The organism is Paenibacillus favisporus, from assembly GCF_040545415.1.
In the GTDB taxonomy this organism is placed as follows: domain Bacteria; phylum Bacillota; class Bacilli; order Paenibacillales; family Paenibacillaceae; genus Paenibacillus_AQ; species Paenibacillus_AQ favisporus.
The window spans coordinates 827,384-841,977 of record NZ_JBEPLV010000002.1 but is presented as its reverse complement, the minus strand read 5'-3'; the positions used below and the strand labels follow the sequence as shown (position 1 = coordinate 841,977).

Below are 14,594 nucleotides of genomic sequence, written 5' to 3'. Positions count from 1 at the left end.
GCCGTCACCTACCTTCTGGGCTTTTGTCTTATCCGGTTTGGAGTCTTGGTTTGCGTAGGTCTTTCATCCAGGATAAAAAATGGAGCCCGGATAAACGTATCTTTCCAATCCCTAAACTTAAACGGGGCAACGGGAGTTAAATATGACGTACCGAGGCTGAGCACTCCCCCAAGATGAATAATGATCGCGGTGAAACCGATCGCAATCCCGAAGTTCCCCCAAATTCCTGCCAATATTATGATTCCGAAACGGATGATTCGAATCGAGCCGCTCATGGCATAACTGGGAATAACAAAGGAGGAGATCGCAGAGATCGCCACGGCGATAATTAAAATATTACTTGTCAGACCGGCCTGAACGGCTGCCTGCCCGATGACAATACCCCCGACGATACCGATGGTTTGCCCGATTTTAGTAGGCAGCCGGGCGCCGGCTTCCCTTAGCAGCTCGATCGTGGTTTCCATCAGCAGAGCTTCATATAAAGGCGGAAAGGGAACCCTGCTTCTGGATTCCGTTAACGGGATCAGCAGATTTTCAGGAATCATCTCATAATGATATGTCGTGACGGACACGTAAAGGGCCGTGAAGGCGACCGTAATGATAAAGGCAACGAATCTAAGCAGGCGGATCCCTGTACCGACCATCCATCGTTGGTAGTAATCGTCCGAGGAAGAGAAAAATTCGAACACGGATGTAGGGGCGCTAAATGCTGAAGGACTCCCGTCACAGAGCCCGACCACCCGCCCGGATACCAGCTTGGATGCAATCGCGTCCGGACGTTCCGACGTAATGAATTGGGGAAACACGGATTTCGGGCTGTCCTCTATGCATTGGATGAGCATCGAGGTGTCATACACGGCGTCCATTTCAATAGCTTTAATTCTGTTTATCGCCTCATGGACATAATCCATGTTTGCAATTCCTTCTATATAAAGGATAAACACATCCGTTTTGGTGACTTCCCCCACAGACAACCGGATCACTTTCAGATGTGAGCTTCGAATTCGGCTGCGAATGAGCGCCAGATTCGTTCCCGCACGTTCTGTAAAAGCATCATGGGGGCCCGTAATGACCGTCTCCGTTTCGGATTGGGTAACGGCGCGCGATTCGGGGCCGAAAACATCCACTAAATAGGCGGATTGCCCGTAAAAGATGGCTGCCTGTCCGGAAAGAATCCCTTTAACGATTTGCTTACTGTCCTCATTTTTGGAAAATTGGCTTTGCTCCAACACGTCGGATACTTCATCTTCACCAGCTTGCAGCAGCGGGGTTAATACGTCGCGAGTCAGCTTGTCCATATCCATCATGGGACTAAAGTACACGATATCCACTTGAAGTTTGGGGTAAGTTCGATGCACCAGATCGGCGCAATTGTCAAATTGCTCGAGCGTATGTTGAAGAGAGGGCCTTTCGTTGTTTTCAGGATATGCCTCGACAATGGCTTCCTGCGATGTAGATTCATCCTTGAGCATGGCCTTCCATAGTTGTTTGAAAAATGACATTTGTCGGTCCCCTTGCAGCACGGTTTGTGAATCTTTTCATCATTCTCGCCATTTGGCGGAGGCCATATACTTGAGAATCGTTGTGCATCGTATGCGACTGAGGATTGCCAAATACGAAAACTCCTCTTCGGGACGGCTGCACAGACGCTGTGCAGCCGCGGGAAGAGGAGCAGATTCTGCCGTTATTTTAAGTCAGTTTCAATCAAAGTTATGTCCCGGCTCAAACTCGAACCGCTGTGCCGCTTCGTCAAGCTGGCCGCCAAGCGGGAAACGTCATCCGCTATCCCTTAACAGACCAGCCTGCAGCGAAGAGTTGCCTTTCATATGGTGGTTCGACAACTTGCCGTCACGAACTCAGGTCTTCCTGCCAAAGAAAATCTCAATAATGCGGCACCTTCATCAGCTGTACCGGGCCAATCAACCCGGACGGGAAGGACTTGCCGTCGTAGCGGTTGGCCAGGCTGTTCGTGATGGACACACGCAGGCGGTTCGTTCCGGGAAGCACCGCCGATTCGGCAAGGTCAAAAACGTAAGGCTTCCACATCCGGACCCCCGCCTCCCTGCCGTTCACCTTAAGCTGAACGAATTCATGAGCATCGCCGAGATCAAGCAGGAGTTCCGACCACGCGGATGGGTCTGCGAGTTCAAGGCTCCGCTCGTAAACTACCGTTCCCGAGAAGTGGTCCATCCCTTCCCAATGAATCCATGACGACAGTGAAGGGAGCTCCCCGGTCCATGGACCATCCACCACCTGCCAGCCCTCCGACAAGTCCTCCACCGATACGTCCCTATCCCTTTTACTCTTCGCCTGCTCCGATCTGAAGCTCGCCCCCTGTTCATCCGAGGCCGGATCCACGGCAAGAATGATGCATTCCCTGCGCTCTATATGTAAGTCAACGACCTGTCCATCGTCTGTTCGAAGCGTCCTCGCCGCTTCGCATTCCCCCGTCCAAGGCCGCCAATATTCCGCCGTACCGGTGTGGTTGATCCGCAAGGCACCTTCGTATCCTTCTTCGCCCTCATTGACGATGACATAGAAACAGATACCGTCCTTTATCACCCGGCTGATCCGAATCGCTTCCGCGGCGGGTTCGAGCTTATGCTTCCAGCCCAGCCTGCGCTCCAGCGCTTCCGGAACCTCTTCAGCACGGCTTACCGCGACCTGGCCGATGTTTGCGCTATCCTTGCCTTCAGGACTCCATTCGATGATCACCCCGCCCTGATCGACAAACGCCCTTAGGAACTGCAGGCTGGACGGTGCAAGCCTTAGGGAGTTCTCGATCAGGACCGCTTTATACCGGTAACCGGCAATCGCAATCGTCCCGTCCTCTAACTCGCAGGAGGTATTCAGCAGCGATTCCTCCAAGTAATTGAACTCGATCTGCTGCTCATACAGCGGCTTGACGATTTGCCAAGGCAGGTGCTTGGCCCCTGCCAATACGGCGACCTCCGCTCCGTTGACACCGCCCGTCATCATCCAGCTCATCCGCTTGATGTACCTTGCGAACCGGCCGTATTCCGTCCACCAAATGTTATGAGGTCCGACATCCGGCGGACGCTCGTCCCTGCGCTCCCCGCGGATGGAGTAATAAAAGGCATGCGGGCTGATCAGATTGACACCCCGGACGAACAGCCAGTCCAGGTACCATTTCATATTGTCGGCGCTCAGCGACCAGCCGCCTTCGATTCCGCAGACGCCGAAGCATTCGTTCAGGTTTCTTCGTCTCCCCCGGTGGCGGGCGGCATCCGATGAGCACTTGCCCATGGTGCTGTGCACGCCGGTGAGCGACTTGCCGTCTTCGGGGGCGATGTACCTCCAGACGACATCCTGCCCGGGAATATGAAAATGCTCCAGCAGCCCGATGTCGTCGCTTCCCGCCGGATGACCGGTAAGGCTGATGCCGTGCGCTTCGCACCAATCGGCGATTTGCTTATAATACGTGCGGCCCAGCCGGTTCCGAACCGCCGTTTCGTAAGCTTCGCGGACCGAAGGAGCCGAGTCTCCCGTCTCGAACCACAGCGCCGGCAAATCCTGCTCATGAAAGCCGCCTTCGATAAGCTCATTCAGGAAGTCGTTCGTCCATGGCTTCAGCCCCTTGATATGGCCGCGGCCGAGCAAATCCGGTTCGTCGGTGAAAAAGGCGAATACGGTCGTTCCAAAATAGCGATGCAGCCTTTGGTAGTATCTTTCATGCGTTATCGTAATAAAGCATTTCACCGCATCCGGATTCAGCAAATCGGCCGCTAATGGAGCGTCCGGCTCGCCATCGTCCTGTCCGGGATGAACGCCGCGGATGGTTCCCCGTGATGGAGTCTCGATGAACAATAAGACCGACCAGTTTCCTTCGGCCGGCGGCGTGAACGACACGCTGTCGTTCTCATATTCGAGCACGATTGCCGTTTCAACTTGGGCCTCACCTGCAGACGGCTTGATGACGGCTTGGGCCGACACCAGCGTCTCCCCTGAGGACAGCGCGATGGGGACCCTCACGGGGCCTGATCCTTTATCGCATGGGATCTCCTGAAGCCGCAACCCCCGGCTGGCAAACCCGGGATTCTGCTGCACGACGAGTCCGCAGGCGGAGCCCGAAGGATACATCCCTTCATCATACAGAATGACCCGCATCCCCAGATCGGCGGCTTCCGATACGGCGGTTTCGATCAAGTCCATGTACTTCTCCGACAAATAAGGGATCTCTCTGGGCATGCCCATCCGCGGGTGAATGACGAAGCCTGCCACCTCTTTGGCATAAAAATCATGGATTTGGCGGATGATTTCCTCCTCGGTCAGGGCATCGTTCCAGAACCAAAAAGGAATAGGGCTGAATTCAGCAGGCGGATCGGCAAACTGTTGTTTAAGATTTTCGATTTCCGTCATGAACTGCACCTCATTTTCACGTTGATCAGCAATCCATACCTGTAGAAATACGCATATGGAATTCTTTTTAGGAAGCGGTTTCAATTCAAACTACAACGATCTTACCGTCATGCAGTGGAAAGGACAATATTAAAATAGTGCGAAATCATATAATAATATGGACTTCAGGGCTGCGCCTCCCCAGAATATCACCTGCTGCCGGACGTGAAAATAATCAAATTTTATGATTATCCGCTGTCATGAGTATCCCCGTGCATCCTATTCCCCAGTAAAACATAAAGCCGCCGCACCGGGCAGCATGTGCTCCAGTACGGCGGCACCCTTGCCAATACCGTATTACTTGATGACCATATCCCCTGGTCCCCAGTATGCCTTCATCGAAGCGATGCTGCCTTGTTCGTCGAAGGTCATCACTTCAATGACCGGTATGGAAATGGTTTTCCCTTCAGCTGAGGTCGTAATTTGCAGCGCCATAGCGCCCGAATTGCTGTGAGAACCCCGTATGGGTCCCTCAAGCCGGATTCGGGTATTTCCATTAACCACCTTTTTGTAAAATTCAGCGATTGCGGATTTCCCTTCTACAGCCGGTGAACCGACCGGATCTTCCACGGTGGCTTCTTCCCCGAAAAGGGAAAGCACGCCTTCCACATCATCCTGATTGAAGCGGTCAATGTACTGTTTCATCACGGTTTTGATCACATCTTCCTGCGGCATGGTCCCCCTCCTATGAACAGATTTTCATGGGTTATTTGCGATGCTCGCCCAAATGGTATTGTATACCTCCCGTCGTCCGTATGCCAATGGAGTGCACCTTATTCCATGAAAAACAGAGATCGACTTCCTGTTAACAGGCGCTCACTTTCCATCGTTTTTTTATTTTCGGACTATTTAGTCAAAATATTATTGACCATTTGGTCCGGAATCGTTATATTAGGTCTATACCTTTAGCGAATTGCTAAACAGGTCCAATCCACCGCAGAAAGCGAGGCATCTGAAATGGGCACGATTTCTTCCGCACAGGCAGAAACGATCATGCAATTGTTCACAGATCGTATTAAGAACAAAGATTATGAAGGTTTTCTCGATTTATTTGATGAGGATGTCGTATTCGAATTCCCTTACGCGCCTGAAGCGCTACCTCAACTTTTGAAGGGTAAAAGGGCTCTGAAGCAGCACCTGGATATGCTCGACACCCTGATTGAGATTCGCTCCTTTACCAAACCGGTGATCCATGTTTCGGCGGAATCCCCGATATTTATTGCCCAGTACGAAGGCAACGGGACCGTCTTCGCGGATGGCAAACCATATGAGCAGAAGTATATTTCAGTCGTAGAGGTCAAGGACGGCAGCATCGTCCGCTTTCAGGACTATTGGAACCCGTTAGCACTTTGATCATCACCCAAACGATAAAAAAAGGAGCTGTTCTTATGCATACCGATTCATCCAATCGCATTCTAATCACGGGAGGACAAGGAAAAACTTCCTCTCGTCTCGCCCAGCTATTGATCAACCAAGGCTACTCCATCCGGACTGCCGGACGAAGCCCGTCCAACATGGAGAATGCGCTGGCCGACCATGTACGTTTTGACTGGTACGACGATTCCACCCACGACGCAGCCCTGCAAGGTATTGGTGCGGTTTATCTCGTCGCCCCGACGGGCATGCACCCGGATAAAGTCATGATCCCTTTGATCCGCAAAGCATTGGGCGCCTCTGTCCGCCGCTTTGTCCTGCTGTCCAGCGCATCGGTAACGGAGTATGGGCCGGTCTTCGGCCCCGTCCATCAGTACCTGAAAGAGCACGCGCCCGAGTGGGCCGTGCTGCGGCCATCCTATTTCATGCAGAACTTTACGGAAGCAGGACATGGCCATACGATTCGCCAGCAGGGAGAAATCATCACCGCAGCCGGAGACGGCAAAATCGGCTTCGTTGATGCCGATGACATATCGGCCGTCGCCTTCCATGCGCTGACGGATAAGGAACCGCACAATACGGAGCATATCATTACGGGACCCGAATCGCTCAGCTATGATGAAGCCGCAGCGGTAATCAGCCGGGTTACCGGCCTGGCCGTCAAGCACAGCCGCATTACGGAAGAGCAGCTGGCGCAGTCGCTTACAGCTGCCGGTGTTCCGAATGATTACGCTGAACTGCTGGCTGATCTGGATCGCCGTATTCGGACAGAAGGCGTGGAAGATCAGGTTACGGACACGGTACTGCGAGTAACCGGGCGGGATCCGCGTTCCCTTGAAGATTTTATCCGGAGCCACCGGAGCTGGTTTGAACAAGGCTTAACGGCCGGAGAAATGGTCTAAGACAATAACAGCATAAAAAAGAGGCTGCCCCACGGTCATGATAGATGACACGGGACAGCCCTTTTTTTACCAGTCTGTGTTATTCATTACTGCTTTCATTTGACTTGAGGACAGACAGCACCATCCGCATAATACCGTAAAGGTTCTGTTCGTCCATCCCCATCTTTGCCGCAACGACCAAGGATATCCGTTCATGTGCTAGAAACCGGGCCAGCTCGCGGATATTGGTTTCAGGATCGATCTCGCCCCGCTCCTTCCCGCGCTCCAGCATGCTATAGAAAGCCTGCTCCACCTGTTCGGTGTTGGAGCGGATATAGGCGGCCAGCTCCTCGTCATGAGGCGCTTGCTCAATCGCGCTGCTGATGATAAAACACTCCCGGCGCAGCTCCGGGTCCGCCAGAGCGCTGATCATCGCCGTGAAAGCCAGCTTCACTTTATCAATAACCGCACCCGGCTGGTCCATCAGTTCCAGCAAATCGTGATTTTTTCGATCCATATAATATTTGACTGCCGTCACGAACAGGTCACGCTTCGTACCGTACGTGTCATACAAACTCTGGCGGGCGATGCCCAGCCCGGTTAACAGGTCCGGCAGCGTAGTGCCTTCATAGCCCTGGCTCCCGAAAACCTTCATCGCTTTATGCAGAACTTCATTCGTATCAAATGCTTTGGTTCTAGCCACGTTCAGCTCCCCTTTTCTCTCTCATCATAGGCCAAATTACGGGGAGCTGCAACGTCAGCGGCGGTTTTGCTCAACCAAACGTTCCCGTGGATTCAGCATCGTTCGGTTTGGATGGAGCCATCCTGAAGATCGTGAGCTTACAGGATAGCCTGAAGCTCGGAAGGCGCAAGTTCAACCTGCGGATCAAAGTCTTCGGATCGTACATATTCGATCAGGCTGTGCAGGAACTGCTTGCCCTCCGGCGTACCAATCACCGCTTCCGTATTCAGCGGACAGACGAGGAGCCTGCCGGCGCCGACCCGGCACTCGAACAAGAGGCCCAGCTTATGGTTGCGCTCAAAATTGTCAATCGTCTGAACGATCGGCGACAAAGCTTGGGACAGGTTGTCCAAAATGATCGGACGCGAGTGGGTCGCGATGCTCCACCAAGGATACGTCGAATGCGATGCGCTTGGAAAATGCCGCAGTGCCGGATGCAAGTGATCGATCAGCAGTCCCATCGTACCGACAGGCACGGGCTTGTTCATGCTCTCCGATATCGACCGGAACATCGGGTAACACCAGAAATCCGTACAGTATGTGCCGTCTACAGCGGATTCCAGCCGGGCCGGGTCCGGCGTAAGCAGCAGAGACTCCCCCTTCGCAAGACGCGCCAGGACACTAGGGTCCAGTGCGGTTACCCATTGCTGTGCAGTTTCATCGACAATCACTCCAGACGGGTAGAGCCAGAGCGGGTAGGTTTTACGGATATCCGTCCCGGTGATGGCGAGTGACAAGGTGACCTGTGTCATACCTGCAGGTTCCGGAACTACAAAGGAGATATCCCCGAAATCGACGTAGTTATCGTCTTTGGATGCTTCTGCAGCCAGCGTTCCTTCCGCCAGAATCGTCCCGCCTTCTGCAACGTTCCAGACCACTTCAGCCGCGTTTAGCGGTATGCCGCGGAAATAAGCCAGCTCGACGTGCGCGTCGAAACGCTCGCCGGCTGTAAAATGATATTTGTCAAAACGCGCCAGCAGCACGGCGTCGGAGCAGAACGTCCGCCACTCCTCCGGAGTCACCGAGCCCTTGCTGTCCATAAAAGCATCTAGCACACCCACAAGCGCCGTCCCTTGGCCGCTGAAATCCTGGAGATCCAATAGCTGGAACCCTGCCAGCCGTCGGGACCGGAAAGCAGCTTCCAGTTCCTCCTTATAGCAGTCTACCGCCAGCTGCCCGGAGTTCCAAAAGTAAGCTTCCGCCAAATGGCCAAGCCCCTTGTCCTCGAGCCGTTTCCGGAACGTTTCAAAATTGCGGGCTTTGAGGGGACCCGTGTATTTCTCGATCTCGGCAAAATTCGGGAAGGTGGCATACTGACCGATCTCGTGCGAAACAACCGGAATGCGGGGGATTAATTGTTCTTCTACGGCCGACGCCTGCACGGTCTTCGTACCTGTGCCGTACTGGATCTGGATGCTGTTCCCCGATCCTTCCTCTGGTCCTTTACCGAAGACGGACGGCTGGATCTGCTCGTCATAATCTTTGCGGGTGCTTGGCATGTCCGTCTGCACGTGGCCCTGCGGCGCGTCACACATAGCGTAGGAGCCGCGGAAGAGACGATCCCGCGAGAAGCGGACGCCACAGAAAAAATCCTCCTCCGGCAGAATGTCCGGCACGAACTGGAAGTTGTTCGAGCCTTGCGTATACAATGGGCGGTCATCGAACGCTTTGTAAGCGGCAAGGATCTCACTGAGGCGCGACTTGCTCCCCCACAGCTCGTTCCCGAGCGACATCATGACAAAAGACGGATGATTGCCGAAGCTCTCCAGCATGGAGAACCCTTCCTGGATCAGGTATTCCTGTTCGGCGGCGTTATGATTCGGATCGGATTCGTCGGTGACGGTTCCCCAGAACGGCAGCTCCGGCTCCATATAGATCCCCAGCAGATCGGCCGCGGTAAAAGCGGCCTCCGGCGGGCAGCAGGTATGGAAGCGATAATGGTTGATGCCGTACGATTTGGCAATGGTAAGCACCCGCAGCCATTCGTCAACAGTTGTCGGCGCATAGCCTGTCAACGGGAAAATGAGGCCGTCATGCTTCCCGCGCAGAAAAGTCCGGACCCCGTTAATCGTAAACTTATCGCCGTCAGCCTGGAATGCCCGCAGTCCGAATACGATTTCGGTCACGTCCAGCAGCGTTCCTTCCTCGTCCTCCAGACGAAGGTTCAGCTTGTACAGGTAGGGATCGAACTCGCTCCACAGTCTGGCGTCTTCACCGAGCGGGTATGTGATAACGACCTCGTGATCATCGGAAAGGCTGAACGTTTGCGCCTCCGGCCGGTGCTCGGAATCGCCGTTGAATCCGGATGCTGACACGACCAGCTTGTCTGCGGAGATGCCTACGCGGCGGGCCTTGACGGTGACCGAGCGGCTTGCTGCATCCGGATAGACCTGGACATTTTGCAGGTAACGCTGGCCCGTAAATTGCAGCTCGATCCGTCCGGTGATGCCGTTCCAGTTCGTCTGCGTATCCGGGGATGTGAGATGGCCGCCTTTGGTGGGGTAGTTCGTGTTGTCGACACGAATAAGGATCGTATGCGTCCCTGCCGCCAGTCCTCCGGAGATCTCGTACACATGGGGGGTGCTCAGACTGTTACGGCTGCCCAATTCCTCACCGTCGATCCAAACGGTTGTCACACGCGTACGCTCCAGGTAAAGGAAGCAGGGTAACCCCGCGAGTGATGCGTCCACTTCAAACGTCCGTGAAAACCAGGCATAGCCTTCAAAACGATACTCATCCGTCAGCGAGCCGATCTCTGCGGCTTCGTTCCGCTCCCCTTTTCGCGCATGGGATGTCGTGCCCGGGAGCTCCATCGTATCGGTGAACGGTGTTTGCAATCCGGACTTCTCCCCATCCAGTTGGAGTTCCCAAATTCCGGCTAGATTTAATGTAGTAAGCAAATGATAACCTCCTTGAGATCGTTACGCTGCATGCAGCGTTATATGTAAGAAAAACTCTCGTTTTCCTGCTCTTGCCGAGCTACGAAAACGTATTCTGAAAAATTGAATAAAGTATACCCCTAGACCTTGACGAAGGTCAATCGGCTTCTCAGATACAGTACAAAAAAGCCTGAACTCCCAATGGAGTCAGGCTTCGGCATTGCGGGTCATGAATTCCGCACTTTGGCTGCTTAGAACGTTTCAATCAGGCTGGTAAAGCTGTTCCCGGCATATCCTTGGTCCATTCCCCGCCTGAAAATCTGGAGAACGGCAGCCGGTAAAGCAGCATCAATCCCCGCATCTTCGGCTGTATGCACGACATGCTGGACGCTCGCCACACCCATGGCCAGTCTGTCCACATCGCCGGGATGCAGCCCTTCGTCAAGGCGAGGCGTATAGAACGCGATAAAGCCCGGCAGCGACGACAGGGTCGCTGAAGCATACGGCAGAAGCTGTTCCGCCGAAATGCCGTTTGCTTCAGCCAGCGCAAGCGCATGTAAGTAGCTGAGCATGGATGTCCAAAACATGTCCATTTGGATCTGGTAATACACCATGGAAAGTCCGGGATCCTCTCCCCTGTAATCGGTGCCGGTCAGCACCTCCAGCGTCTCCTTATAAGCCTCAAACGCCTCCCTTGGCCCGCTGTAATACGTGTAGGATCCGGATTGGCCGATCCCTGAAGGAGGAACCTGCACGCCGCCTGTGACGAGACGGGCGCCGCGGTCCGCTAGCCACTCCGCCGCCTTACGGGCGTTCGTCGGCGTGTCCGAGCTCAGGTTGACGATCGTTTTGCCTGCCAATTGCTCTGAGGCCGGTTCGAAAATAGTGTACATGACGTCGTAATCGGTGAGGCTGAGTATTGTAAGCTCATTCGCATCCAAAGCGCCGCCCACCGTCTCGGCCCGGACGGCACCTTGCTGGACAAGCTCTTCCACCTTGGCGGGGGTCCGGTTCCACAAGGTCACGGCATAGCCGCGGTCAAGCAGTATGCGCGCCATCGCCTGTCCCATCGGGCCGAGTCCGATGAGGGTGACTGATTTGGAGTTGCCTGCCGCATACGAATCGCCAGCATGACGGTTGTCTTTTGGAAAGCCTGTATTCATAGGTAAAACTCCCTTCATCACGAGATTAAGCCCATCATAAAGGTTTACACTAGTGTCAATGTCAACATAAAAAAAACCGGAGCTTGCTCCCTGCGCTCCAGTTTCTGTCAATGCTATACGATGTTCTTTTTCCCGTTGGTGAAGGCGATTTGCCTTTCCAGTAATGTTTTCAGCCCGTGCAAGGCTTCGATCTGCTCATTTACCTGCTGCAGCTTTCCCTCATACGTGGCCAGCATCTCCTCGCAATATTCATAACCGTCAGGATCGGCCACTTCCGTTCTGAATAACGCTTTGATCTCTTCAACCGTCAATCCCAGCTTCAAGTACAGCTGGATCGCCTTGACCCGCCCGACGGCCGATTCAGGGAAATCCCGGTAATCGTTATCCAGTCTGTCGGCGATTAGAAGACCTTGATTTTCGTAATGACGGATCGAGCGGGCACTGACATGGGTTAATTGCGACAATTCGCTGATTTTCACTCCGGGTCACCCCTTTCCTAGTCATCTTCTCTCCATTATACAGTCAGGGTGGCTACAGCCACAATCCATTGTCCCCGCCCGGTTACTCTATGTTCCGGCCGCTTTACGCTCTTGGCGTTATTTATCTGTGCAGGAATACTTTGGATAACCTTGGTTCACAATAAGATGCGACTTTACGCTGAGAACGGAGGCTTCTTATGGATAACGTTATGCTGGCACGGTCACTGTTCGGATCGTCCATGGCGTTTCATATCATCTTTGCGACACTCGGGGTAGGCATCCCCTTCATGATCGTCATCGCGGAAATTTTGTACCAGGTGAAAAAGGACAAGGACTACGCCACGCTCGCCAAACGCTGGACCAAAGGCCTCGCCATTCTCCTTGGTGTCGCCATTCCGTCGGGAACCCTGGTCGGCGTGATGCTGTCCCTCTTGTGGCCCGGCTTTATGGAAATCGTCGGCCAAGTGATCGCGCTTCCCTTCCAGATTGAGATCTGGGCATTTTTCCTCGAGGCGCTGTTCATGTCCATCTATGTCTACGCGGCGGATCGGCTTCCGCCAACCCTGCGGATTCTGAGCGTCATCTTTGTTGCGATCGGATCCAGCATGTCCGCTGTTCTCATTACCGACGCCCACGCCTGGATGAATACGCCCAGCGGCTTCCGGATGGAAAACGGCCGGGTGTTTGACGTCCATCCATGGGCGGCCGTGTTCAACCCGAGCCTGCCGACGACGGCCATGCATGTCCTGCTCTCGGCCTATATGACCGGTGCGTTTGCGGTCGCTTCGGTAGCCGCCTATAAGCTGCTTAAGCGCGGATCGTCGGAACGCGAGCGGTCCTATCACCAGAAGAGCCTGTTCCTGGGACTGCTCATCGGCGGGATCATTTCGCTGATGACGGCGCTTAGCGGCCATGAAACCGCGCAAATGCTGCATGAGCATCAGCCCGAGAAGCTGGCGGCCGCCGAGGGACTCTTTGAGACTCAGGCCTATGCGCCGCTCGCGATCGGCGGTGTCAGCGATAAAGAAACCCGCAGTATTAAAGGTGCCATCGAAATTCCGTGGGCGCTCAGCTTTCTGGCGGGCAACCGGTTCGACACGGTGGTGAAGGGTCTGAACGATTTTCCGGAGGATCAGTGGCCCCCGCTGATCATTCATACGCTGTTCAACGTCATGGTCGGCATCGGCACACTGCTGATCCTCGCATCGGCCTTTACGATCGGTCTGCGGCTGCTGACCAAGCGTCCCTATCCGAGGTGGCTGCTGGCCGGCCCGCTGTCCATGATCGGCATTGAAACGGGCTGGGTGTTCAGCTGTACGGGGCGTCAGCCGTGGACGATCTACCATATGCAGACGACGGCGTCGGCCGCGACGAAGGCGCAGCATCTCGGTTCGCTGTTTGTCCTTTTCCTTGGCCTGTATGTTTTTCTGCTCATCGTCACGGCCGTGGTGATGTACTACTATTTCAAACGGCATCCGGTCACCTTCGACGGGGTAGAGGGCGTCAACGGAGAGGGGAGAAGCCTATGAGCGACACGCAGCTTGCGATCACGATTCTCTGGTGCTTTATTTTCATCTATTCCATCGCCGGTTCCATCGACTTCGGCGCAGGCTTCTGGTCCATGGTGTTCAGCAGACGGAATCCGCATGCGGCCGACATCGCGAATCGCTTCCTGTCCCCTTCCTGGGAAGTCACCAACGTCTTCCTCGTCCTGCTCGTAGTCGCGCTGGTCGGCTTTTTTCCCCGGGCCGCTTATGTCCTGGGCACGCTCCTGCTCGTGCCGGTGAGCCTGGTGCTCGTCCTGCTGCTGTTTCGGAGCGCGTTCATCGTCTATTCGTACTCTGTCCAGAAGCATGAACTGGCGCTTCGGATCGTGTCCGGCGTCACCGGACTGCTGATCCCCGGTCTGCTCGTCAGCGTGCTGCCGATTTCGCTCGGCGGATTTATTCACATGAGCCAGGGTTTTCCCCAGCTGGAGTTCGGGAAGCTGCTGACCAGCGCCACGCTGTACGCCCACGTCGGCTTCGGCATTCTGACCGAGCTGTTCCTGTCCGCCTTGTTCCTGTCCGACTACGGCCGGGAAGCCGGCGACGAACAGGTCTCGCAGCACTACCGCTCCATCGCGGTCGTTCTGGGGCCGCTGGCGCTGGCGATGGCCGTCCTGGCGACGTTTACGATGGTTCCGGAAGCGTTATGGATCGTCGCCCGAATGCAGGAGCAGTCGCTGTGGTTCTTGCTGTCGGTCGTCGCTTTTGCCATCGGGTACGATGCACTGTGGATCCGCCGGAAAAACGGCAGAAAAGGCTGGCTGCGCCTGTCCGTTGTCGCCGTGATTCTGCAGTTTGCCCTGGCGAGCTACGCCTACGGGAGAGCGCATATGCCCTACATCGTCCACCCCGACCTGACCGTGGAGGCCGGTTTTACGAACCACTCGATGTTCGTGTCGCTGCTCTGGGGCTACGGCTTCGGCACCGTCATTCTGCTGCCGGCGTTTATTTTGTTCTGGTGGTTATTCCTAAAGGACAAGCGGTATTTGCGGACAAAATAATACGACCTGCAGAAGCTGACCGGTGCCCATTGCCGGTCGGCTTCTTTGGCATGGCATACTGCCGAAATATTGCGGCGTTGGAGCATAGGGAAATTGATGACAACTGTCA

General features: G+C 54.7%; 11 protein-coding genes. 4 read left to right on the top strand and 7 right to left on the bottom strand.

Translation table 11 applies throughout. The features are described 5' to 3' along the window. Nucleotides 1–8: 8 nt before the first annotated feature. The 3 genes from ABID47_RS11820 to ABID47_RS11810 all read right to left on the bottom strand — a co-directional run bounded on the left by ABID47_RS11820 (nucleotide 9) and on the right by ABID47_RS11810 (nucleotide 5,094). Nucleotides 9–1,502, bottom strand: a complete 1,494-nt coding sequence (locus ABID47_RS11820) for a spore germination protein (protein WP_354496868.1) — start codon at nucleotides 1,500–1,502, stop codon at nucleotides 9–11. 379 nt (nucleotides 1,503–1,881) lie between these two features. Then, nucleotides 1,882–4,380 carry a glycosylhydrolase-like jelly roll fold domain-containing protein gene (locus ABID47_RS11815; RefSeq protein ID WP_354496866.1) on the bottom strand — a complete coding sequence of 833 codons (2,499 nt, stop codon included), beginning with the start codon at nucleotides 4,378–4,380 and terminating at the stop codon, nucleotides 1,882–1,884. 336 nt (nucleotides 4,381–4,716) lie between these two features. Continuing rightward, the gene (locus ABID47_RS11810) at nucleotides 4,717–5,094 is read right to left on the bottom strand and encodes a nuclear transport factor 2 family protein (protein WP_089546311.1); all 378 of its coding nucleotides are present in this window, start codon (nucleotides 5,092–5,094) and stop codon (nucleotides 4,717–4,719) included. Between the two features lie 282 nt (nucleotides 5,095–5,376). On the opposite strand from ABID47_RS11810, the gene ABID47_RS11805 reads away from it, so the two are divergent. Further along, nucleotides 5,377–5,772 carry a nuclear transport factor 2 family protein gene (locus ABID47_RS11805; protein ID WP_354496864.1) on the top strand — a complete coding sequence of 132 codons (396 nt, stop codon included), beginning with the start codon at nucleotides 5,377–5,379 and terminating at the stop codon, nucleotides 5,770–5,772. A 35-nt stretch (nucleotides 5,773–5,807) separates the two neighbouring features. Beyond that, on the top strand, nucleotides 5,808–6,695 hold the full coding sequence (locus tag ABID47_RS11800; RefSeq protein WP_354496862.1) for an ergot alkaloid biosynthesis protein: 888 nt from the start codon (nucleotides 5,808–5,810) through the stop codon (nucleotides 6,693–6,695). Between the two features lie 79 nt (nucleotides 6,696–6,774). On the opposite strand, the gene ABID47_RS11795 is transcribed toward ABID47_RS11800, so the two are convergent. The 4 genes from ABID47_RS11795 to ABID47_RS11780 form a co-directional block, all read right to left on the bottom strand. Next, entirely contained in the window at nucleotides 6,775–7,377 is a 603-nt protein-coding gene (locus tag ABID47_RS11795) for a TetR/AcrR family transcriptional regulator (protein ID WP_354496860.1), read from the bottom strand. Between the two features lie 137 nt (nucleotides 7,378–7,514). Further along, a complete protein-coding gene (locus ABID47_RS11790) occupies nucleotides 7,515–10,316 on the bottom strand; it encodes a glycoside hydrolase family 2 TIM barrel-domain containing protein (RefSeq protein WP_354496858.1) in 2,802 nt (933 codons plus the stop codon). Between the two features lie 230 nt (nucleotides 10,317–10,546). After that, nucleotides 10,547–11,458: an NAD(P)-dependent oxidoreductase gene (locus ABID47_RS11785; protein ID WP_354496856.1), complete on the bottom strand. Its 912-nt coding sequence runs from the start codon at nucleotides 11,456–11,458 to the stop codon at nucleotides 10,547–10,549. A gap of 113 nt (nucleotides 11,459–11,571) precedes the next feature. Further along, nucleotides 11,572–11,937, bottom strand: a complete 366-nt coding sequence (locus ABID47_RS11780) for a MerR family transcriptional regulator (protein ID WP_076168931.1) — start codon at nucleotides 11,935–11,937, stop codon at nucleotides 11,572–11,574. Nucleotides 11,938–12,134: 197 nt separating this feature from the next. On the opposite strand from ABID47_RS11780, the gene ABID47_RS11775 reads away from it, so the two are divergent. Further along, nucleotides 12,135–13,466: a cytochrome ubiquinol oxidase subunit I gene (locus ABID47_RS11775; RefSeq protein WP_354496854.1), complete on the top strand. Its 1,332-nt coding sequence runs from the start codon at nucleotides 12,135–12,137 to the stop codon at nucleotides 13,464–13,466. Beyond that, on the top strand, nucleotides 13,463–14,485 hold the full coding sequence (locus ABID47_RS11770) for a cytochrome d ubiquinol oxidase subunit II (protein ID WP_354496852.1): 1,023 nt from the start codon (nucleotides 13,463–13,465) through the stop codon (nucleotides 14,483–14,485). Before ABID47_RS11775 ends, ABID47_RS11770 begins: the two co-directional genes overlap by 4 nt. The last annotated feature ends 109 nt before the right edge of the window (nucleotides 14,486–14,594 follow it).

Excerpts from the sequence above, each read along its gene's own strand:
- ABID47_RS11805 (WP_354496864.1), top strand. The coding sequence starts at position 5,377 with ATGGGCACGATTTCTTCCGCACAGGCAGAAACGATCATGCAATTGTTC.
- ABID47_RS11810 (WP_089546311.1), bottom strand. The coding sequence starts at position 5,094 with ATGCCGCAGGAAGATGTGATCAAAACCGTGATGAAACAGTACATTGAC.
- ABID47_RS11815 (WP_354496866.1), bottom strand. The coding sequence starts at position 4,380 with ATGACGGAAATCGAAAATCTTAAACAACAGTTTGCCGATCCGCCTGCT.
- ABID47_RS11820 (WP_354496868.1), bottom strand. The coding sequence starts at position 1,502 with ATGTCATTTTTCAAACAACTATGGAAGGCCATGCTCAAGGATGAATCT.
- ABID47_RS11775 (WP_354496854.1), top strand. The coding sequence starts at position 12,135 with ATGGATAACGTTATGCTGGCACGGTCACTGTTCGGATCGTCCATGGCG.
- ABID47_RS11785 (WP_354496856.1), bottom strand. The coding sequence starts at position 11,458 with ATGAATACAGGCTTTCCAAAAGACAACCGTCATGCTGGCGATTCGTAT.
- ABID47_RS11770 (WP_354496852.1), top strand. The coding sequence starts at position 13,463 with ATGAGCGACACGCAGCTTGCGATCACGATTCTCTGGTGCTTTATTTTC.
- ABID47_RS11800 (WP_354496862.1), top strand. The coding sequence starts at position 5,808 with ATGCATACCGATTCATCCAATCGCATTCTAATCACGGGAGGACAAGGA.